Genomic DNA, 21205 nt, shown 5'->3' with positions numbered 1-21205 from the left:
CCGTTTTCTGGAGAAGGCACGGCCGGAGAGATTTATGGATACCATGCTTTTTACGCCGATCGAGCTCGGTCCGGTGACGATCCCGAACCGCATTGCGGTTCCGCCGATGTGCATGTACAGCGCCAAGAGCGGCGTGGCGCAGCTCTTTCACAAGATGCACTACGGCCACCTCGCCGCGTCCGGGGCGGGCCTCGTCTGCATCGAAGCCATGGCGGTGACGCCCGAAGGCCGCATTACGGAGTCTGATCTCGGCCTCTGGTCGGATGAATGCGAGGCGGGCCTGAAGGAGCTCGTCGACCTCATGCATGAAATCGAACCCGCCTGCCGCGTGATGGTGCAGCTCAATCACGCCGGGCGCAAGGCGAGCGTGACGAAGCCCTGGGACGGCGAGACGAGGACGGTGGAGCCGATGGACGGCGGCTGGCCCGTGCGCGCGCCTTCGGCCATTCCCTTCAACGAACGCTACACGAAGCCCCGCGTGCTCTCCTTCGACGACTGCTCGCGGGTCGCCAATGCCTTCGGCGAGGCTGCAAAGCGCGCCGAGCGCGCCGGCGTGGACGGAATTGAGATCCACATGGCCCACGGCTACCTCATTCACCAGTTCCTCTCGCCCCTCACGAACACCCGCATCGACGAATACGGCGGGGCGCTCGAGAACCGCATGCGCTTTGCCCGCGAGGTGATGAATGCCGTGAAGAGCAGCGTGAGCGACAAGGTGGCCGTCGGCCTTCGCGTCTCGGCGACCGACTGGGTGCCCGACGGCTGGACGATCGAGGATACGGTGAAGCTCGTGAAGGTTGCGAAGACGCAGGGCCTTCATTTCGTCGACGTTTCGACGGGCGGCAATATCGAGAACGCCCCCATTCCGGCGGGCCCGGGCTACCAGGTGCCCTTTGCGAGCCGCGTGAAGGCCGAGACCGGCATGCCGACCTTTGCGGTCGGCTTGATCCGCGACGCCTGGCAGGCCGAAACGCTTCTGCGCGAAGGCGCGGCCGACGTGATCGACATCGGACGCGCAATGCTCGACGACCCGCACTGGGGCTGGCACGCCGCGAGCGCCCTTCACGTGAAGCAGGTGCCTGAGCTCGTCGTTCCGCCGCAGTACCTGCGCGGACTCACGTACTGACCTTTTGGAGCTCTAATGCGCCCGCTATCCTTCGGGCGCTGCGGTAAAATTACTAATTCCTCCCTGAGGAGCGTCCTTTTGAAGGACGCACTTCCCTTTCGCGGGCGGATTTTCCGGGCGAGAGCCGCCACGGAATCCGCTCGAGGTTCTTTCTGACCGAGCGAACCCCCGGTCATTCTTCAAAGAAGGATGGCGCGGCTTCGCTTTCTGCCTTCCCTAAAGGAGACGCAAATGGCAGTTGACATCATCCCGACTTCTACCGACGGCACCGATCTGCGCATCGGCATTGTGGTTTCGCGCTTCAATGAATATGCCGGCCGCGGTGAGTTCGAGGCCTGCATGGACGAGCTGCGCAAGCTCGGCGTGATGGACGAGGACGTGACGAAGGTTTCCGTTCCCGGCGCGCTCGAGATTCCGTTTGCGCTCATGAAGCTCGCGCAGACCGAAGAGTACGATGCGCTGATCGCGCTCGGCGCCGTCATCCGCGGCGAGACCTATCACTTCGAGCTCGTTTCGAACGAATCCGGGTCCGGCATCACCCGCATCGGTCTCGACTATGAAATTCCGATCGCCAACGGCGTGCTCACGACGGAAAACGACGAGCAGTGCCAGGAGCGCCTCGAAATGAAGGGCCGCGACTGCGCCCGCTGCGCCGTTGAAATGGCCAACCTCGCGAAGGAATTCGTTTCCGCCGAGGATTTCGACGACGAAGAAAACCGCGTTGAATAATCCGGGCGCAATACGCCTGATTTGCCTACGGGCGTCCGCAAGCCGCGCTACAATGCGCGGCTTTTCCGCCCGGCAGGCCCGCCTTTTACGGGCGGCATCCGATCCCCAAGGCTCCATTCCTCCTCTAGAGAAGCAGAGAAAACATGACAGAAGCGCACAAGCCCAGCCGCCAAGCCCATTCCCCGCGCCGCCTCGCGCGCGTTTTCGCGCTCCTCGGCGTCTATGAGTGGATTGCGAACCCCGAGCTTTCGGCTGAGAAAATCGAACAGGGTCTTCGCGCGCTCATCGAAGAAGAGGACGGCGGCCCCGTTGAAGGCGCAGGCCTCACGGTTGAAGACTGGTCGCACGCGGACCGCGAGCTCCTCGCTACGCTCCTTTCGGGCGTCGTCTGCGAGCATGCGGCGATTGAAGCCGTCTTCGCGCCCTTCGTCGACCGCGATCTGAAGCGCGTGTCGCTCGTCGAGCGCTCGATTCTGTTCCTCGGCACCTTTGAACTCATGCGGGCGCCTGAAACGCCCTACCGCGTCGTTCTCAACGAGGCGATCGAGCTCGCCAAGCGCTTCGGGAGCGGCTACCGCTTCACGAACGCCGTGCTCGAACGTGTTGCCGAGAAGGTGCGCGAGACGGAATTCAAGGCCGATCACGCAGAGAAGGCTCAGAAAGACGCAAAGTAAACGGAACCTTCGCTCGGGTGCGGAATTCGCGCCCCAACGGCTGATTTTAGGGGAGAGGTCGCTCGTCTTTGCGGGCGGCCTTTTTACGTCATTTCGGGCGGAAAGTCGGCTACGCTCATGAAAGTTGAATTTTTTGCATTGGCTTTCCTTTCAAGGAGGCAGTTCCAAAATGGCTGAAGCCGGTGAATTTCAAATCATTGAAAAGTTCTTTACGTATCAGACGTTCGGCGCCTGGAAGAGCCAGGGCGTGGGCGACGACTGCGCGATCATCGACACGGGCGCGGGCCGCATTGCGGTCACCTGCGACATGATGGCGCTCGGCACTCATTTCCTTCCCGACGCCGACCCTGAGGACGTGGGCTACAAGGCCCTTGCCGTGAACCTTTCCGACCTTGCTGCCGCGGGGGCCGTCCCGCGCGCCTTCTTCCTCTCGATCGGACTTCCGCGCCGCGACGACGGCTGGCTCGCCGACTTCTCGCGCGGCCTCATGAAGCTCGCGCGCGAGTCGGGCTGCGCCCTTCTCGGGGGCGATACGACGAGAACGCCTGAAGTGGAGGGGCGTCATGCCCCGGTGACCATCAGCATCACCGCGATGGGGGATCTCCCGGCCGGCATGGGGCTTACGAGAAAGGGCGCAAGGCCCGGCGACGACATCTGGGTCTCGGGCACCGTGGGCGACGCCTATGCGGCGCTCAAGTGCCGCTGGGGCGCTTGGTCGGTGATGCCCGACCTCGAGCCCGAGCTCTTTGCCCGCATGGACAGGCCCACGCCGAGAATCGCGCTCGGTCAGGCGCTGCTTGGCGCCGCATCGGCCGCCGCGGACATTTCCGACGGACTTCTCGCGGACCTCGGCCATATTCTTGAGAGAAGCGGCGTCTCAGCCGAAATCGAGTGGGAGAAGATTCCGACCTCGGTGGCGCTTCAGTCGATGACGCCCGCAAGGCAGCATGAGGCGGCGCTCGCCGGGGGCGACGACTACGAACTCATCTTCACGGCGCCGCCCTCGAGCGCCGAGCGGATTTACGAGGCGGGACTCCTTTCCGGGACGCCCGTCACGCGCATCGGCCGCGTGATCGAGCGCACCTCGCGCGCCGTCACGGTGAGAACGCCCGACGGGCTCCCCGTCCTCCTCGTGACGGAGGGGTTCGACCACTTTAGGAATGAGGAGTAACGCGTGAGCGCGACAGGAAAGTACGATCCTGCCAACCCGGCCAACCGGCTGAGGCTTAATCCCAAATGGGCCTTCGGATCCCTCTCCGGGCTGATTTCCACCTTCTTCGGCGTCGGGCTCCTCCGGCCCGCCCCGGGAACCTGGGGGTCCTTCGCCGCCATGCTCCTTTTCGGACTTCTCTCGCCCCTGGTCGGGCGGGAGGCGTGGCTCGTCCTCACCGTGCTTCTCTTCGTGCTCGGGTCCTGGGCCTGCGAAAAAGCCGGGCGCACCGTTGGCGTCATGGATCACGGCGGCTTCGTGGTCGACGAGGCGGTCGCCGTCTGGGCGATCTGCCTCGCGCTTCCCGCCGGCTGGGGCTGGTGGTTCGCGGCCTTTGCCGTCTTCCGCTTCTTCGACATCGTGAAGATCTGGCCCGCGTCGTGGATCGACCGGCGTCTGAAGACCGGGTTCGGCGTCATGCTCGACGACCTTTTCGCGGCGCTTTATGCGTGGGCGGCCATAGAGCTCGCCCTTGCGCTCTACTGGAGGATTTATGGATAAGCTTCGCAGCCAGGCGGAACTCGCCGCAGAGATTCTTGCCGCCCGCGCAAAGGAAAAGAAACGCGTCGTCGCGACGGCCGAAAGCCTGACGGGCGGACTCGTTTCTGAGCTCATTACGGGCGTTGCGGGGTCCTCGGCCTGGTTCGACCGCGGGTTCGTCACCTATCAGCCTGAAGCCAAGGTCGAAATGATCGACGTGCCTGCGGAAATGATCCGTACGGAGGGCGTCGTTTCCGAACCCGTTGCCGAAGCGATGGCGCGCGGGGCGCTCGCCTCCTCGAAGGCGGACCTTTCGGTCGCGCTCACGGGCGTTGCGGGCCCCTCGGGCGGGACGCCGGAAACGCCCGTCGGCACCGTCTGCCTCGGCTGGGCCGAGCGCACCGATTCGGGCGCGATCGTCACCTCCGTGCGCACGATTCATGCGCCGGGCGACCGGAGAGCCGTGCGGCTTGCCGCCGCCATTACGGCGCTCCAGGGGCTCATTGCCCTCATCGACGGGGCTGATCCCATGCGGATGCCTTCGGAATACGATTAAAGTCTTCTGATTCCCGCTCCCAGCTCTTCATCCCTATCCCTCTTTGATTTCCCCACGGAACCCATCATGTCGAGTTCGCTGGACATCCTGATCCTTCTCATCCTGATTCTCCTCAACGGCGTTTTTGCCATGAGCGAAATTTCGCTCGTCACGAGCCGCCGCGCGCGGCTCGCGCGCATGGCCGAGGAAAAAGCGACGGGCGCCGCCCGCGCGCAGGAACTGAATGCCGACCCCACGCGGGCCCTGTCCACCATCCAGGTGGGCATCACCTCGATCGGCATTCTTTCGGGCATCGTGGGCGAATCCGCGCTCGCGCAGCCGATGGCCGCGCTCCTGATTTCCTTCGGCATGAGCCCGGAGAGCGCCAAGGCGATCGGCGTAGTGATCGTGGTGGTGCTCATCACGTACTTCTCGATTGTGCTCGGCGAACTCGTCCCGAAGCGCATCGGCCAGATGTCGCCCGAGCGGATTGCCTGCCGCATCGCGCCCCCGATTCATTTCCTCTCCGTCATTGCAGCCCCCTTCGTGAAGCTCCTGTCCTTCTCGACCAAGTGGCTGCTCGAACGCTTCGGCGTGAAGGACACGGGCACCTCGCAGGTGACCGAGGAGGAAATTCACGCCATGATCGAGGAAGGGAAGGAGTCCGGCGTGATTGAAACGGCCGAGCGCGACATGGTGCGCAACGTCTTCAGGCTCGACGACCGTCAGGTGGCCTCCCTCATGACGCCGAGAGCCGACATCAGCTGGATCGACATCGATGATCCGGTTGAGGAGAACGTGGAGAAAATCCGCTCCTCGCGCCGCTCGCGCCTCCCGGTCTGCGAGGGCGGGCTTGAAAACGTTAAGGGCGTCTGCTCGACGAGGACGCTTCTGCAGCAGATTCTTGAAAACGGCAAGCCTGACTTCAAGAGCAACCTCTCGCCCGTCAACTACGTGCCTGAGTCCCTCACCGGCATGGAGCTTCTCGAGCACTTCAGAAAGACGGACGTGCCGCTTGCGCTCGTCGTCGACGAATACGGCGAAGTGATGGGGCTCGTCACTCCCCGCGACGTTCTCGAGGCCATTGCCGGCGAATTCAAGCCTGAACTCCCGGGCGACGGCTGGGCAAGCCGCCGCGAGGACGGCTCCTGGCTTCTCGACGGCATCATTCCGGTGCCGGAACTGAAGGACGTATTGAATCTGAAGCGCGTTCCCGAGGAAGAGCAGGGCCGCTACAGCACGCTCGCCGGCATGATGATGCTCCTTCTCGGAAGGCTCCCGCGCGAGGGCGACACCGCCGAATGGGGCGGCTGGAAGCTCGAGATCGTCGATATGGACGGCCGGCGCGTCGACAAGGTGATCGCGTTCCCGGCGGGCGGCCGCCCGCGTCAGGGCGCTCCCCGTCCGGGCGTTCCCGCGGGGACTCCTGAAGTTGTCCCCAGTGCGGTTCCGGAAGCGCCTCAAAAGGAAGAAAAGAAGGCTTGAAACGCCTGAGAGAGAGGTGATTCAGTATTTTTCGAACCTGTGGATAACCCTGTGGAAGAAAAAGAGGGAGACGGCTCGGCCTGTGGATAAGTCGACGGCCTCTCCCGGCAGAAAGAGAGAAGAAGCAGGCGGGCGACGCCGCTCGCCTCGATAAACCCAAAAAAGAGAAAAAAGAATGACGACGACAAAACGCATTGGCATTGCCGCCGGCGTCCTGGTGCTCCTCGCAGGGAGCGGCTTCGGCCTGGTGCATTGGGAAGGCCGCATGTGGGATGAGCGGGTGGCGCAGATTGCCGCCAATCCTCCGCAGGGCCTCAGGGTGACCTACGAGGAAACGGGCCGCACCTGGAGAACCCGCACTTTCCGGGTGCGCGCGCAAGCCGAGGGCCTTCGCGCGGTCTGGGACGGGAGTGCGGAAATGGGCTGGGGCACGCGCACCGTGCTCACCCTCAATCTGGATGAAGGCCTCGGGAGATCCATCCGGGATTCGGGCGTCTCGGGCTACCGTGATTCGATGGTGGTGGAAACGTCCGTTTCGGGCGCGATGAAGCCCGTTCTCTGGCGCCTTGACGCGCTCGAATTTAAGGACGCCGCCTCGGGCGACGTCTGCACGACCGAACCCCTTCTCGTTACGGCGCACGAAACCGACGGAAAGACCGCCGTCACGGGATCGCTCGGCGGCTTTGTCTGCCGCTTCGGCGACGGCACCGCGGCTTCCATCCGGGATCTGGTCTTAGACTTCGCCGCGCACGAGGACCGCCCCATTGCCGATTTTTCGCTCTCGGGCGGAACGTTTGATGCGGGCGAACTCAAGGGCGACAGCTTCTCCCTGAAGCTCACCTCGCGCCGGATGGACGGTGCGGACAAGTCAGCGGCACCCGCCGAAGTCCGCTGGGAAGAGCGCGCGGACGTTGAGGTAAGGAAGCCGCGAATCGAGGGCGAGGCCGCCGACCGCGTGGGATTCTCGGTGCGGCTCTCGGGCCTCACGGGCGCCTTTATTGAGAAAGTGAATCAAGCCTCCGAAGCCGCGGCGCTTGACCCGCTCGCCGGCTGGCGCGTGCTCGGCCTCTGGCGCGATGCGTTCCTCAAGAACGAAATCGGCGTGACGCTCGACGACGCCTTCTATGAAGCGAAAGGCAAAACCGCGCACCTCACGGGCACGCTTCGCCATGAAGCGTCGCCTCAGACGGGCATTCCGAAGTACGGGCAGTTCGAACTCCGGATCCCCGAGGCGCTCGTTCAACCCGCGACCATTGCCGACGTCGTGGCGAGCGGAGAGCTCAAGCTCGTGAACGGCGAATACACGACGAAGATTGAAATCACGGCGGGCGGCATTTTCGCCAACGACCAGCCGCTTGCCGGTCCCGGGATCTATCAGCTCCTGAGGTGATCCTTACTCAATGCCGCAGATGATTGCCCGTTTCTCTCAGCGTGAGAGATTCGGGCAATTCTTTTTTGAAGCGCTGATATGCTTTTGAAGAGAAAGAATCCATTCCTCTTCATGGAGAAAGGCATCATGACGGAAAGCCGGACGCAATCTATTCTGGAAGAGCTCGCACGAGAGGCGGCGGCAAGGCTTCCTCATCCGGGCGCGCTCAAAATTCAGGTGAGCGGCCTCAAAATCATCCGACGCGAGGAATCGAACCGCCTGATCGACTGCGTTTCCTCCACTTCTGTGGGGTTCATCGTTCAGGGACGAAAGGCTGCCCGCATGCTCGGCGCCAATCTTGCCTACGGCGCGGGTTCGGCCATCGTGACGAGCGTGGAACTCCCGGATTCCTTTGAGGCGATCGGCGCCGCGCGGGAAAATCCTTTTTTCGGGATCGTGCTCGATCTCGAGGAAGACGTGATGACGACGGTGCTCGCGCGCCTGCGGGACCGCCCCGTGCCCGAATGCATGTTTGGCTCTGGCGGCATTCAGGGTTCGAGAGCGGCCACCGTTTTCCCGGCAACCGAGCAGATGCTCGATGCGCTCCTGAGGCTCCTTCGGCTTGCCGACGAAGGCGCGGGCGCGGCCTTCATGGCGCCGCTTGTGAAGGAAGAGCTTTATTTCCGGCTTCTCATGAGCCCGGCCGCAGGTGCCTTCCGGGCACTCTTCAGTTCCGGGACGCCCGAGAGCCGGATTCGCGAGGCCGCGGCCTGGATGCGCGCCAACTACCGCAGGGACTTCGACGTCGCCGACACGGCTTCGCGCTTCGGCATGAGCGCGGCGACCTTCTACCGGTACTTCCGCGAAATCCTCGGCGCGAGCCCGAGGCAGTACGTAAAGACGCTCCGCCTCTATGAAGCCAAGCGCCTCATGATGGACGAAGGCATGGATGCGGCGGCCGCCGCCTTCGAAGTGGGCTACGAAAGCGCCGCCTATTTCTCGCGCGAATATAAGCGCGCCTTCGGCCTTCCGCCGAAGGCCCACGTCGAAGCCTGCCGGGCTCAGGCCGCGGATGCGGCGTAAGACTTCCCCGGTCCTTCCGAAACCGGGGAAAAGCAACGGAAGCACGGGATCCCTTCCGTCAGGATCCCGTGCGATTTTTTTGGGGGCTTAATCCTTCAGCACGTCGTTGACGACGGCAAGCGCATTGAGGGTTCTCGGGAACCCGAGGAAGGGAAGGCCCACCTCGAGCGCATCGATGAGGTTCTGCTTCAGGGCGCCGACGGCGACGTTGCCGTTCACATGGGCGCGCACCTGCGCTTCGCAGCCGCCGAGCGCGACGATGGCCGAGAAGGTGATGAGCTCGCGCTCGCGAAGGTCAAGCGCCTTGCGCGTGTAGTAGTCGCCGAAGCACCAGCCGGTGAGGTCTCTCACGAGGAGCGCCTTCTGGCTTTCGGGCGCAGTCTCATGCATGCGGCGGATGGCGTCGCCGAAGATCCCGCTCTGAACTTTGAAGCCTTCCGTAAAGCGCGTTTCGTCGGTGACGGTGCCTTCGCTCGGGATGGGGAGCTTCACGCCGCTCTCGGAGAGCGCCTTGTTGGCGGACCTGAGAACGGAAGAAACCCGCGCGAAGCCGACATAAGGCGTTGTCTGGTAAAAGGCTTCCTTCACTTCGGCGGGCGTGAGGCCGTCCCGGAGCGCAGCCTTCACGGCCGATTCGACATGCTCGGGGAGGCCGATCGCTGAGAGCGTGGCGAGCATCACCAGGTGGCGGGATTTGAGCGGGAGCGAAGCGCCGCGTTCCGAGAGCTTCGTCATGCGCGTGAGGACGGCGTCGGCATCGGGGTCCGGAGATGGTTTCGTTTCGGCTCTTGCCGGAGCGCCGGCGGCAAATGCGCCGGCCGCAACGGCGGCGCTAGAGAGAACCTTGCGGCGGGAAAGAATGGAATGCATGGTGGAAGACCTCAGAGAAGAAGACGAAAAGGCCGCAGAGCGCTTATCGGGAATGCATTCCCGGAGGCGCCGGCTTTCCATTGAAGTTTCGCCGCTCAACGTCTTTCCCCGATATCGAGGTTCTTCCAAATTCTTGCCCAAATGAATCGATCTCACCGCGCGGAAATGCTTCTCCTCTCTTCGCGCGCGAGAATGAATTCCGGAAAGAAGCACGCGGGAATCGGTCTGAAGCCGATGAATCCGCTATTAGAGGAGGAATCCATCCATGAAGATGAAGAGAATGGTCGCTGCCGCAGCGGCTGCCGGCATTGCCGCGGTCTCGGGCGCCGCAGGAGCCGAAACCATTTCAATGACGATCGGCGCCAAAACTTTTGATGTTGAAATGAACGGCACAGAGGCGGCAGCGAACCTCGTGAAGCGCCTTCCGCTCTCGCAGCCTTTCGAGAATTTCGGGAAGCTCGAGCGCATCACCTATCTGAAGCCGGCGCTCGACACGGGGAAGGACGCCCTTGCGGCGTCGCCGAAGCGCGGCGACCTCGCCTACTACATCCCGTGGGGAAATCTCTGCGTCTTCCTCATCGGCGGCAACGCCCCGAGCGACGATCTGGTGATCCTCGGTCATATGGGGGAAGACGCTCTCGCTGCACTTGAAAAGAGCGGAACGAGCCGCGTGGAGCTTCATGAGAAGAAATAACCGGATCGGCAGAGCTGAACGGATAAAGAAAAGTCCCGGAACCTCTTGAAGGCTTCGGGACTTTTTTTCGCACCGGCTCGGAGTGAGCCGGCCTCATGCGCATCGATCAGGCGCCGCGGGCCGCATTGATGGCGTCGCGGGTGGCTTCGGCAGCCTTTCTGGCGGCATCCTGCCAGTCGGCGCCCTTGCTCGCATAGAGAATGGCGCGGCCGGAATTAATGACCATGCCGGCTCCGCGGGTATCCATGCCGGCCGTGACGGCGGCCTGAATGTCGCCGCCCTGGGCGCCGACGCCCGGAACGAGAAGCGGAATGTCCGGCGCAACGCGGCGAACGGCAGCGAGCTCATCGGGGTAGGTGGCGCCGACGACGAGGCCGAGTTCGCCCGTGCGGTTCCACTTTTCCGCCGTGAGGCGCGCAACGCGCTCGAAAAGGCGTTCGCCGCCGACGTCGAGCATCTGCAGTTCGTCGCCGCTCTTGTTCGACGTGCGGCAGAGGAGGAAGATGCCCTTATCTTCGTATTTGAGGTACGGCGTGATCGTGTCCTCGCCCATGTAGGGCGAGAGCGTCACGCAGTCGGCCTTGAAGCGCTCAAAGGCTTCGCGGGCGTAGTGCTCGCAGGTCGAGCCGATGTCGCCGCGCTTCGCGTCGAGAATCACCGGGATGCCGGGATGGTTGGCATGGATGTACTCGATGATGCGCTTCAGGGCATCCTCGGCGCCTTCGGAGGCAAAGTAGGCGATCTGAGGCTTGAAGGCGCAGACGAGGTCGGCGGTGGCGTCGACGATGCCGCAGCAGAAGTCGTAGATGGCGTTGGGAGAGTCAGCGAGCTCTTCGGGGAAGCGGCTCCTGTTGGGGTCGAGCCCCACGCAGAGAAGCGTATTCTGATTGCGCCAGCGCGCCTCAAGCATTTCAGTGAATTTCATGCAAATTGCCTTTTACTCTCTCAGGACGCTCCGGACGGAAAAAGCGGAGCCCCATATGTTCAGGCGGGTATTTTCGGGGGGAGACGCTCCTTTGGTCAAGGCTCGATATCCTTTAGGGCCTTTAAGTCCCTGAGGCGCTCGCAGACGCGGAAAAACTCATGACGGTAAGACTGATGCTCCTCAAGAGTCAATTGTCCGCAAAAGTATCCGCGGCCTTCGAAGGAGACGCGCCCGCGCTAGGATGACTGAAGGATGCGAAAAGGGAGGTGAGCCCCGGGGACCCGTTCCTTTTTCTTCATCCCAGAGTTTCTAAAAGAAAAGGAGACATTATGAAGGCTCTTACCCGTCGATCCCTGATGCTCGCTGCCGGCATGCTCGCCTGCGCCGCAATTCCGACTGCCCGCGCGGCAAAGAAGCGTGAATGGCCGGCGCTGCCGGAAGTTCCTACGGATCTCAATGCTGAACGCCTTTTCGTGGAGCTCGCTGAAAACGGCGAAGGCGTGCGCTTTGAAGGCCCCAAGGGGGCGCCCGTCGTCAACATGGTCTTCGATCCGCAGTGCCAGTGGTGCGTGTGGGAGTTTGAGCAGTTCCGGCCCTTCATGGACCGCGTCACCTTCGTCTGGCACCCCGTCGCCGTTCTCAACCCCTGGAGCGAACTCCAGGGCGCCGCGATTCTTGCCGCCAAGGACCCGAAGGCGGCCTTCATGGAGCACGAGAAGCATTACCGCGATGAGTCCTTCAAGGGCCTTGACGTGAGGAAGATGACGCTCCCCTTTGAAAAGCGCGAGAAGGTCTGGGACAACTCCAAGATCTTCCGCCGTGCGGGAGGCAATTCCGTGCCCTTCGGCGTGCTGAAGACGACGGACGGCCGCTACGTGCCGATTCCGCAGGTAACGACGGCGGACTTCGCCCGCCTCTCCGGCCTGAAGGCCTGATGAGTCCTGCGTCCTGACGGGAAAATTTCTCCCCAAAAGAAAACCCGCGGCATCGCTGCTGCGGGTTTTCTTTTGGGTTTTAGAGCGGCGGCCGCTCTGCGGTCCGCCGCTTTAAGCCTCGCATGAGGATTCAGGAACTTAAGCCCTGAATTACATCATGCCGGGCATGCCGCCCATCGCGTCCATGCCGGCCGGGGCGCCCTTCTCCTCAACGGGGAGGTCGGCGACCATGCAGTCGGTCGTGAGGATGAGGGAGGCAACGGAAGCCGCGTTCTGCAGAGCCGTGCGGGTCACCTTCGTCGGATCAAGAACGCCCATTTCGACGAGGTCGCCGTACTGAGCGGACTGAGCGTTGTAGCCGAAGTTGCCTTCGCCCTGAGCAACGGTGTTCACCACGACGCTCGGTTCGTCGCCGGCGTTGGCGACGATCTGGCGAAGCGGCTCTTCCATGGCGCGCAGAACGATGCGGATGCCGGCGTTCTGTTCGTCGTTGTCGCCCTTCAGATCCTTGATGGCGAGCTTGGCGCGGATGAGCGCAACGCCGCCGCCCGGGACGATGCCTTCCTCAACCGCAGCGCGGGTGGCGTGGAGGGCGTCTTCAACACGGGCCTTCTTTTCCTTCATTTCGACTTCCGTCGCGGCACCGACCTTAATGAGGGCAACGCCGCCGGCGAGCTTGGCAACGCGTTCCTGGAGCTTCTCGCGGTCGTAGTCGCTCGTGGCAACCTCGATCTGGGTGCGGATGTTCTTCACGCGGTTTTCAATCGCGGCAGCATCGCCGGCACCGTCGATGATCGTGGTGTTTTCCTTCGAGACTTCAACCTTCTTCGCGGAGCCGAGCTGAGCAAGCGTGGCCTTGTCGAGCGTGAGGCCGACCGTGCTCGAGATGACCGTGCCGCCCGTAAGAACAGCGATGTCCTCGAGCATGGCGGTGCGGCGGTCGCCGAAGCCGGGAGCCTTGACGGCGACAACCTTGAGGATGCCGCGGATCGAGTTCACGACGAGGGTGGCGAGCGCTTCGCCGTCGATGTCCTCAGCAATGATGAGGAGCGGACGAGCAGCCTTGGCAACCTGTTCGAGCACCGGGAGAAGTTCGCGGATGTTGCTGATCTTCTTGTCGTGGAGCAGGATGAAGGGGTTGTCGAGAACAGCGGACTGCTTCTCGGGCTGGTTGATGAAGTAGGGCGAGAGGTAGCCGCGGTCGAACTGCATGCCTTCGACGACTTCGAGTTCGTTCTTGAGGCTCTTGCCGTCTTCGACGGTGATCACGCCTTCCTTGCCGACCTTGTCCATGGCTTCGGAAATGATTTCGCCGATTTCATGGTCGGAGTTGGCCGAAATGGCGCCGACCTGGGCGATTTCCTTGTTGGTCGTGGTGGGCTTCGATATCTTCTTGAGCTCGGCGATCGCAGCGGCGACAGCCTTGTCGATGCCGCGCTTCAGATCCATCGGGTTCATGCCGGCGGCGACGAACTTCATGCCTTCGTCAACGATCGCCTGGGCAAGAACGGTGGCCGTGGTCGTGCCGTCGCCGGCGTTGTCGCTCGTCTTCGAGGCGACTTCGCGGACCATCGCGGCGCCCATGTTCTCGAACTTGTCCTTGAGCTCGATTTCCTTGGCGACCGAGACGCCGTCCTTCGTGACCGTCGGGCCGCCGAAGGAGCGTTCAAGGACGACGTTGCGGCCCTTCGGGCCGAGCGTCACCTTGACGGCGTTGGCGAGAACATTGATGCCGCGAACCATCTTCGTGCGGGCATCATCACCGAAAAGAACCTGCTTAGCAGCCATTTCTGTAATCCTTAAATTTGTACTTGAAAATCTGTCTGAGATTGTCCCGAGGGCGCTTATTCAAGGACGCCCATGATGTCTTCCTCGCGCATGACGAGGAGCTCTTCGCCGTCGACCTTCACGGTCTGGCCGGAGTACTTGCCGAAGAGAACGCGGTCGCCCACCTTCACGTCCGGGGTGATGATGCGGCCGGCTTCGTCGCGCTTGCCGGGACCGACGGCGATCACTTCGCCCTGATCGGGCTTCTCGCCGGCCGAGTCCGGAATGACGATGCCGAAGGCGGTCGTCGTTTCGGCTTCAAGGCGCTTGATGATGACGCGGTCATGCAAAGGACGAATCTGCATCTTGGAAATCTCCATTTAATGAATCTTGCCGGTCGTCTGCGGGGCAGCTTTAAACCCTCTGGCAGCCGGCCGAAATGAAAAATTGCATTGCTGAGAAGCGAACGCCGCTCTAGGGGTTCGCTACCATTTACTCCCCATATGGGGACGGTCCCCGGGATTTCAAGAGGACCGGGAGAAAAATTTTTATCCTGACGTCTGAAAATGCGGAAAGGCTCAATTTTTTATAGAAAAATCATTGCTTATTCGTTGATGCTCTCGGTGCTTTCCCTGCCGGCCCTTTCGCTCTCAGCAGGGGCTGCGGAAGCGCCCGCCGCAGCGGAGGCCTCCGCCGGGGAGCCGGATGCCGGTCCGCAGAAGGAAGACGACGGGGCAGAACCCGAAGCGGCCGGAGCGCGCGCGCTTCCCCGAAGACAGGCCCTCGGGCGAACCGCGGCGCCGGAGCGCCGGGCGGAGCTTACGAAGCTCCCAGACAAGCTCCTTCAGGCCGCAAGGCGCCTGCGGGTCGATCCGGCGGGCATTGCCGTTTCCGTGGTGCCGGTTGAGGACCCGAAGCGGCCGGTTCTCAGCTGGCGCGCCGACGCGATGGAGCCTCCCGCCTCCACGGCGAAGCTCGTGACGACCCTCGCCGCGCTCGAGGTGCTCGGTTCGAGCTACCGCTGGCGCACGAACTTCTACGTGAGGGAGATGCCCGACAGGAACGGCCTCCTCAGGGGCGGCCTCTTCATACGCGGCGGCGGCGACCCGGCGCTCGTGCTCGAGGACTTTGCGCTCGAGGTCGACCGGCTCGCTCAGAAAGGGATCCGGCGCATTGACGGCAACATCGTCATCGACCGTTCGCACTTCAATATTCCGAATGTGGATCCGGGAGCCTTCGACGGCAGACGCTCCCGTCCCTACAACCTGCAGCCCGATGCGGCGCTCCTCAATTACCGGAATCTGAGCTTTGAACTCACGCCCGACGTGAAGGCGGGCGTTGCGCGCGTCGTCGTCTTCCCGCCCCTCGCGGGCGTTTCCTATCCGAAGACCATCCGGCTCGGGAAAGGCGGCTGCGGCGACTGGAAGTCGGCTCTTGCCTTCAGGGTGAATGATCTGGGGAAGGGAAAAAAGCGCGTGGTCTTCAACGGGCGCTACCCCTCCGCCTGCGGCGTGAAGAACTTCAACGTGATCGCTTTTGAGGCGAATGAATATTTTGAGCGCCTTTTCCGCGCGCTCTGGGAAAGGGACGGCAGAACCTGGCGGGGAAAGGTCGTCTCCGGAAAGGTTCCGGAGGACGGAAAGCTCTTTCTCACGCGCCTCTCGCCCACGCTCGGCGAAATAACGGCCCTCACGAACAAATGGTCCAACAACCCCATGGCGCGGCATATCTTCCTCACGCTCGGCGCTCGCCGTGTTGAGGAGGAGCTTGAGGCGAAGGCTTCTGAGGAAGAGGAGGCAGCGAAGGCCTCAGGCGCTTCCAAAAAGGACGCCAGGTCCGGGGACGACAAGCGGCTTCAATTCCCGCGCGGCGCGACGCTCGGGGATGCCCGCGCAGAGCTCTCCGACTGGATGACGAGCCGCGGCATTCCGGCTTCAGAGATCATCATCGACAACGGCTCGGGCCTCTCGCGCACGAGCCACGTGTCGGCGCGCGCCATGACGGATCTCCTTTCCGCCGGCTGGAACGGCCCCTACATGCCTGAATATCTGGCGTCGCTTCCCATCACGGGCCGGGACGGCACGATGGTGCGCCGCAAGGCGGCGCCCGAGGAAGGCCGCATCAAGACAGGGTACCTCGAAAATGTCCGCAGCATCGGGGGCTACGTGCATGCGCTTGACGGGCGCCGCTATGCGGTCTACGCGAGCGTGACGGGCGCAAAGAACGTCCCGGGCGGCATTAAGTTCCTCGATGCCGTGATTGAGTGGGTCTACGCTGGCGAGTAGCAAAAGGCATGAAAAAACGCCATAGCCTGGGGAGAGATCTCTGTAGGAATCTCTCCGGCAGCAATGGCGTTTGGCAGGAGGAAAAAGCGTCAGAAACTATTTTTCCTCAAGGGATTCCAACACGATGCCGGGCGTGAGGAGCTCGGGCAGCACCTTCACCTCGCCGTTCGGACGGTAGATGAGATAAAGCGGAACGCCGCTTCTGCCGAATTTGGAGAGCACCGCGGCAATCTCTGCATTGCGGTTCGTCCAGTCGCCCTCGAGCTTCACGTAGCCGAGCGCATTCATGCGATCGAGCACTTCCGCGCGATCGAGCGCTGCGAGCTTGTTGGCCTGGCAGGTGATGCACCAGGCGGCCGTGAAGTCCACAAAAACGGGGTGCCCTTCGGCGAGCGCCGCTTCAACCGCCTTTTCACTCCACGGGGCCCAGCCGGAATCTGCGCGGGATTCGGCCGCCGTCCGCTCGAAGAGGGAGCTTCCGGCAATGGCGGCAGAGGCTACGGCAATGACGAGCATGATCCCCATGATGGGCGTCGAGGAGGCGCGGCCCCACTGACGGCGGCCGAGAAGCCAGCAGAAGACGCCGAGCGCGCCCATGCCGCAGAGAATCAGCAGCACGCCGCGGTAGTCCGTCTGGTGCGACAGCACCCAGCAGAGCCAGAGGACGGCGAGCGCCATCGGAATCGCCATGATCCGGCGGAAGGCGTCCATCCAGGGGCCGGGCTTCGGGAGCCGTCTGGCCCACGAGGGGAAGAGGCAGAGAACGAGCCAGGGCGCGGCCATGCCGAAGCCGAGCGCGAGGAAGATGAGAAGCGCCTCAATGGCGGGCTGCGTCAGGGCGTAGCCGAGCGCGGCGCCCATGAAGGGTGCGGTGCAGGGGCTCGCGACGATAACGGCGAGGACGCCCGTGAGGAAGGAGGCGGCGAGGCCCGTCTTAGGCGCCTTGCGGACGCTTTCGGCGTCGGCAATGCGGCTGCCGAACGTGAATTCGTAAAAGCCGAGGAGATTAAAGGTAATCGCGGTAAAGAGAAGAATCAGTGCGGAGACGACCCATGCGGACTGAAGCTGGAAGCCCCAGCCGAGGGCGTGCCCCGCGCCTCTCAGCGCGAGAAGAAGCCCCGAGAGCGCGAGCATCGTCGCGAGAACGCCGCCCGTAAAGGCAACGCCGTGCCCCATCAGGTTTGTTGACGACTTCGCTCCCTTCACGAGGTCGAGGAGCTTTAAGGAGAGCACCGGGAAGACGCAGGGCATCAGGTTGAGGATGAGGCCCCCGAGGAAGGCGGAAAGAAGCGCCGACCAGGCCGTGAAGGAAAGCGAGGCGCCCGTGTTCTGAGCTGCGTCTCCCTGCGCATCGCCGGCGGAAATCGTGCGCACGTTGGCGGGCGGGAGCGGCACGGCTTCCGCTTTGAGCGGAATCCGGGTTTCGACTGCCCAGCCGCCCTTCTGAGGTCCGCCGTCCGCGACGAGAACGCCCGGGATGACATCAGCGGGCTTCGCGGCAAACTTGTCCGTTGCCGTGAGCCAGAGACGCTGGGCGCCGTTTTCCCCGGGCGCGAATTCCGGCGGCTCGGAGAGCTTCACGACGTTCTTCTCGAGCGGGAAGAAGTCGAGGCTCTTCTGAACGGCGGCGTTTCCCGCCACCGAGATCATGATGCGGTTGGCTTCGATTGAAGCCGAAACAGTGCCTGCGTCGGCGACCGTTTCAGGAACCCTCGAGAGCGATTCCGCGATATCGGCCGCTTCGGGCGTGTCTTTCCCTGCAACGTCAATCGGAAGCCTGAGCGAAACGTCCGCGGACTCCGGAACGCACATCTCGCGGCAGGCGAGATATTCGACATGGAGCCTTACCGTAGCGTTTCCGTACGCGCCGCGCGGAACCTCAACGCGGAAGGGAAAGAGCGTCGTGCCGCCGTAGCCGAAGCTCGTGAGGCCGGAGGTAATGGTGCGCGCAGGGAGCGGAAAGAGCGGATCGGTTGCCTTGAGATCCCCTGGCAGCGTGAAGGTGAATTCGGGCGGAAGCCCGGCATCGCCCGGCATCTTCCAGTAGGTGTGCCAGCCTTCCTCATGCGTGAAGCGGACCGCGAGCTGATTGACCGCCTGGGGCGTCAGCGCCGTTTTGGCGGAAACGAGGTCCACCATCACGTGAGGCGCCTGCTTCCCGCCTCCCTTGGCGGCATCAATGGCATTGATCCAGCCGTCGGAAGAGGCGGCATTGGCGCTTAAGCCCGCGGCGCAGACGAGGCCTGCGGCGAGCGTACTGAGCGCCCGCCTGAGGAGATTGGCAGCATGAAGCATGGCGTTTTGTCGGGGAATCAGATACGGGAACGGCGCGTTCTCTCAAGGCTCCCGAATGCGGGCGGAGGAACGCGCCGGACGACAGGGTGTCCGAGGCAGGCTTGCCGCCTGCCTCTGAAGCCACTGAAGATTACTTCGCCATGGAGGCGAAGACCTCCCGGGCAGCGGCGATGGTCGAATCGATCACTTCGTCGGTGTGAGCAATCGAGACGAATCCCGCTTCGAAGGTCGACGGCGCAAAGTAGCAGCCGCGGTCGAGCATGCCGTGGAAGAACGTATTGAAGGCGTGCTGGTCGGCCTTCATCACGTCGGCAAAGCCGTGCGGACGCTCGGGGAGGAAGTAGATGCCGAACATGCCGCCCACGGAGTCGGCCGAGAACGGGACGCCCGCATCCTTCGCCGCGGCGGCGAGGCCGTTGACGAGGCGCGAGGTCTGGGCGCCGAGACGATCGTAGAAGCCCGGAGCCTGAATCTTCCTGAGGGTCGCCATGCCGCAGGCGACGGCGACGGGGTTCCCCGAGAGCGTGCCCGCCTGATAGACCGGGCCGCAGGGGGCGATCTTCTGCATGATGTCGGCGCGGCCGCCGAAGGCGGCGACCGGCATGCCGCCGCCGATCACCTTGCCGAGCATGGTGATGTCGGGGGTGACGTTGAAGAGCGACTGCGCGCCCTTCAGTGCAACGCGGAAGCCCGTCATCACCTCGTCGACGATGAGGAGCGCCCCGTGCTCGGTGCAGAGGCGGCGCATCGTATCGATGAATTCCTGGCTGCCGCGCACGAGATTCATGTTGCCGGCAAAGGCTTCAACGATCACGCAGGCGATTTCGTCGCCGTACTTGCGGAAGGCGTCCTCGAGCTGCTGGGGGTTGTTGTATTCGAGAACGAGCGTGTGTTCGGTGACGGAGGCCGGAACACCGGCGGACGAGGGATTGCCGAAGGTGAGAAGGCCCGAGCCCGCCTTCACGAGAAGCGCATCGGAGTGGCCGTGGTAGCAGCCCTCGAACTTGATGATGCGGTTGCGGCCCGTGAAGCCGCGGGCAAGGCGAATGGCGGACATGCCCGCTTCCGTGCCGGAGCTCACGAGGCGCACTTCTTCCATCGAGGGAATGAGGCGCGTGATCTCCTCGGCGATTTCAACCTCGGCGCGCGTGGCGGCGCCGAAGGAAAGACCGCGGTCGACCGCGGCGTGGACGGCCTCGACGACATCCGGATCGTTGTGGCCGAGGATCATCGGACCCCAGGAGCACACATAGTCGGTGAAGCGCTTTTCCTCAACGTCCCACATGTAGGGGCCCTTGGCGCGCTCGATGAAGCGCGGGGCGCCGCCCACTGAACGGAAGGCGCGGACGGGCGAGTTGACGCCGCCGGGGATGACTTTCTGTGCGCGCTCGAGGAGCGCCTGATTGCGGTCCATGGAAATTAACTCCGGAAAGAAGAATTCGGGCGGCGTAAGCACGCGCCGCCGGGAAAGCTGGTGTTCTTTTGGTCCGCATTTTAAGTGCGGACTCTTTCTTTGTTATTAACGGCGATCCCGGAGGCGTATCAGAATGCAAGGCCCGCGCCGATCGTGAAGCTCGTCGGCATCGAGCGGACGGTGTAGCCGTCGCCGCGGTCCTCGAGGACGCCCTTGAAGCGCGCGAAATTCGTATCCATCGACCCCGTGATGAAGAAGTTCTCCGCCGCGGCCCAGGTGAAGCCGAGCGTAAGGGCCGGATGAAGGCTCCAGTCCGAGGCGTAGGCGGTTTCGCCCTTCGAGTAGCCGAAGCCCGCGCCGGCAAAGAGCCGGAAGGTCTTCGTCCAGTCCATGTTGTAGGCAAGGGTCAGGGTGTAGGACTCGATTCTGAGGTCGTTCCTTCCCGGGCCGTCCGCACGGGTGACTTCATGCGAGGAGCGCGAATACTTGAGGTCCGTCTGCCAGCTGCGGCCCGAATAGCGCCTCAGGCCGGCATTCCAGACCGTGTCGCTTCCCACGCGGCTCGGCGAATACTTCTCTCCGTTGTCGGTGTACTGCCACCCCCAGCTGCCGTAGAGGAGGTTCGGGGTCTTCACCCACGGGCTCTCGGGCGAAAGCGGCATTTTGCGGCCCTTCGCGTCGTCGAGCGTAATGGTCGAGAAGAAAAAGAAGACGTTCGTGAAGGGAATCCAGGTGCCGTAGAAGGAAACCGTGTCGGTCCCCACCTTGGCGAGCGGCAGCGGGAGCGGCACCGGAGCCCACATGTAGTCGCCCCTCATCGTGATCCCGGCGAGGTAGCCTGCGCCCACATGGAATCCGGAATTCCCGAGCGGCCAGCGGGCGACCCACGTATAGCCCGCCATGGGTTCCGGGCGATAGTTGGAGTCGACGAAGGTGATGAGGTAGAGCATGCGCTCGTTGCCCCTCTCGTCAATGATGCCGCGCGCGAGCCCCATGCCCATCGGCCAGCCGTTTTCCTCGTCGCGCTGCGGCCAGTCCCATCTCGGGTGGTTCGTGTAGGTGGGAAGAATCCAGATGGAATTCCCGTCGCTCATGATTTTTTCTGCGCCCGCCCTGGTGTCGCTCCAGAAGGAAGCCCAGTCGCCCGGGCGGTCTTCGGAGTTGCGTGCGATGCCCGCAGGGGTCGTGTCGATCAGGGAGGACCAGAAGCCCGCATGAGCGGGAAGTGCAGCGGCAAAAGCGAGCGAAGCGAGCGCGATGCGCAGTGAAGAGCGTCTCAGCATGGCCGAAAAAAGAGTGAAAACAAATAAGAGGAAAAAGGCCCTCATT

Annotated in this window: 19 protein-coding genes; 12 read left to right on the top strand and 7 right to left on the bottom strand. The window is 63.1% G+C overall.

The genetic code is table 11. The annotated features are described in order from the left end of the window. Positions 1–34: 34 nt before the first annotated feature. The 9 genes from Q0106_RS09750 to Q0106_RS09710 all read left to right on the top strand — a co-directional run bounded on the left by Q0106_RS09750 (position 35) and on the right by Q0106_RS09710 (position 8691). The gene (locus Q0106_RS09750) at positions 35–1126 is read left to right on the top strand and encodes an NADH:flavin oxidoreductase/NADH oxidase (protein WP_297612204.1); all 1092 of its coding nucleotides are present in this window, start codon (positions 35–37) and stop codon (positions 1124–1126) included. A gap of 231 nt (positions 1127–1357) precedes the next feature. After that, positions 1358–1855: a 6,7-dimethyl-8-ribityllumazine synthase gene (ribH, locus tag Q0106_RS09745; protein WP_139688480.1), complete on the top strand. Its 498-nt coding sequence runs from the start codon at positions 1358–1360 to the stop codon at positions 1853–1855. Between the two features lie 143 nt (positions 1856–1998). Continuing rightward, positions 1999–2529, top strand: a complete 531-nt coding sequence (gene nusB, locus Q0106_RS09740) for a transcription antitermination factor NusB (protein WP_297612200.1) — start codon at positions 1999–2001, stop codon at positions 2527–2529. Positions 2530–2698: 169 nt separating this feature from the next. Then, complete coding sequence (gene thiL, locus Q0106_RS09735) at positions 2699–3700, top strand: thiamine-phosphate kinase (protein ID WP_297612197.1); 1002 nt, start codon at positions 2699–2701, stop codon at positions 3698–3700. 3 nt (positions 3701–3703) lie between these two features. Further along, positions 3704–4240, top strand: coding sequence for a phosphatidylglycerophosphatase A (locus tag Q0106_RS09730; RefSeq protein ID WP_297612194.1), 537 nt, complete (start codon positions 3704–3706; stop codon positions 4238–4240). Further along, positions 4233–4775, top strand: coding sequence for a CinA family protein (locus tag Q0106_RS09725; protein WP_297612191.1), 543 nt, complete (start codon positions 4233–4235; stop codon positions 4773–4775). The genes Q0106_RS09730 and Q0106_RS09725 overlap by 8 nt, the downstream gene beginning before the upstream one ends. Positions 4776–4841: 66 nt before the next feature. Next, positions 4842–6239: a hemolysin family protein gene (locus Q0106_RS09720; protein WP_297612188.1), complete on the top strand. Its 1398-nt coding sequence runs from the start codon at positions 4842–4844 to the stop codon at positions 6237–6239. Between the two features lie 175 nt (positions 6240–6414). Continuing rightward, positions 6415–7629 (top strand): hypothetical protein, encoded by a 1215-nt coding sequence (locus Q0106_RS09715; RefSeq protein WP_297612186.1) that lies wholly within the window; start codon positions 6415–6417, stop codon positions 7627–7629. A 126-nt stretch (positions 7630–7755) separates the two neighbouring features. After that, a complete protein-coding gene (locus Q0106_RS09710; protein WP_297612184.1) occupies positions 7756–8691 on the top strand; it encodes an AraC family transcriptional regulator in 936 nt (311 codons plus the stop codon). An 87-nt stretch (positions 8692–8778) separates the two neighbouring features. Here Q0106_RS09710 and Q0106_RS09705 read toward each other — a convergent pair whose 3' ends face one another. Then, on the bottom strand, positions 8779–9561 hold the full coding sequence (locus Q0106_RS09705) for a carboxymuconolactone decarboxylase family protein (RefSeq protein WP_297612182.1): 783 nt from the start codon (positions 9559–9561) through the stop codon (positions 8779–8781). A 265-nt stretch (positions 9562–9826) separates the two neighbouring features. Here Q0106_RS09705 and Q0106_RS09700 point away from each other — a divergent pair, with 265 nt between their 5' ends. Then, positions 9827–10255 (top strand): cyclophilin-like fold protein, encoded by a 429-nt coding sequence (locus Q0106_RS09700; RefSeq protein WP_297612180.1) that lies wholly within the window; start codon positions 9827–9829, stop codon positions 10253–10255. A 106-nt stretch (positions 10256–10361) separates the two neighbouring features. Here the strand turns inward: Q0106_RS09700 and pyrF are convergent, their stop codons facing one another. Continuing rightward, complete coding sequence (pyrF, locus tag Q0106_RS09695; protein WP_152157913.1) at positions 10362–11180, bottom strand: orotidine-5'-phosphate decarboxylase; 819 nt, start codon at positions 11178–11180, stop codon at positions 10362–10364. 329 nt (positions 11181–11509) lie between these two features. Between pyrF and Q0106_RS09690 the strand changes: the two genes are divergently transcribed. Then, complete coding sequence (locus tag Q0106_RS09690; RefSeq protein ID WP_297612177.1) at positions 11510–12115, top strand: hypothetical protein; 606 nt, start codon at positions 11510–11512, stop codon at positions 12113–12115. A gap of 150 nt (positions 12116–12265) precedes the next feature. On the opposite strand, the gene groL is transcribed toward Q0106_RS09690, so the two are convergent. Together groL and Q0106_RS09680 are read right to left on the bottom strand one after the other, a co-directional pair. Then, on the bottom strand, positions 12266–13903 hold the full coding sequence (groL, locus tag Q0106_RS09685) for a chaperonin GroEL (protein ID WP_152157914.1): 1638 nt from the start codon (positions 13901–13903) through the stop codon (positions 12266–12268). Between the two features lie 56 nt (positions 13904–13959). Beyond that, positions 13960–14247 carry a co-chaperone GroES gene (locus tag Q0106_RS09680; RefSeq protein WP_152157936.1) on the bottom strand — a complete coding sequence of 96 codons (288 nt, stop codon included), beginning with the start codon at positions 14245–14247 and terminating at the stop codon, positions 13960–13962. 258 nt (positions 14248–14505) lie between these two features. On the opposite strand from Q0106_RS09680, the gene Q0106_RS09675 reads away from it, so the two are divergent. After that, positions 14506–16167 (top strand): D-alanyl-D-alanine carboxypeptidase, encoded by a 1662-nt coding sequence (locus Q0106_RS09675; RefSeq protein WP_297612173.1) that lies wholly within the window; start codon positions 14506–14508, stop codon positions 16165–16167. A gap of 96 nt (positions 16168–16263) precedes the next feature. Here Q0106_RS09675 and Q0106_RS09670 read toward each other — a convergent pair whose 3' ends face one another. From Q0106_RS09670 to Q0106_RS09660, 3 genes are all read right to left on the bottom strand, one after another. Further along, on the bottom strand, positions 16264–18462 hold the full coding sequence (locus tag Q0106_RS09670) for a thioredoxin family protein (protein WP_297612171.1): 2199 nt from the start codon (positions 18460–18462) through the stop codon (positions 16264–16266). 130 nt (positions 18463–18592) lie between these two features. Next, the gene (gene hemL, locus Q0106_RS09665; protein ID WP_297612170.1) at positions 18593–19876 is read right to left on the bottom strand and encodes a glutamate-1-semialdehyde 2,1-aminomutase; all 1284 of its coding nucleotides are present in this window, start codon (positions 19874–19876) and stop codon (positions 18593–18595) included. Positions 19877–20004: 128 nt separating this feature from the next. Further along, positions 20005–21159, bottom strand: coding sequence for a hypothetical protein (locus Q0106_RS09660; RefSeq protein ID WP_297612167.1), 1155 nt, complete (start codon positions 21157–21159; stop codon positions 20005–20007). Positions 21160–21205: the final 46 nt, after the last annotated feature.

It is taken from the genome of uncultured Sutterella sp. (assembly GCF_937923675.1).
GTDB lineage: Bacteria > Pseudomonadota > Gammaproteobacteria > Burkholderiales > Burkholderiaceae_F > Sutterella.
Note: the sequence above shows the minus strand (reverse complement) of the source record. Positions and strands in the feature narration are given on the sequence as shown.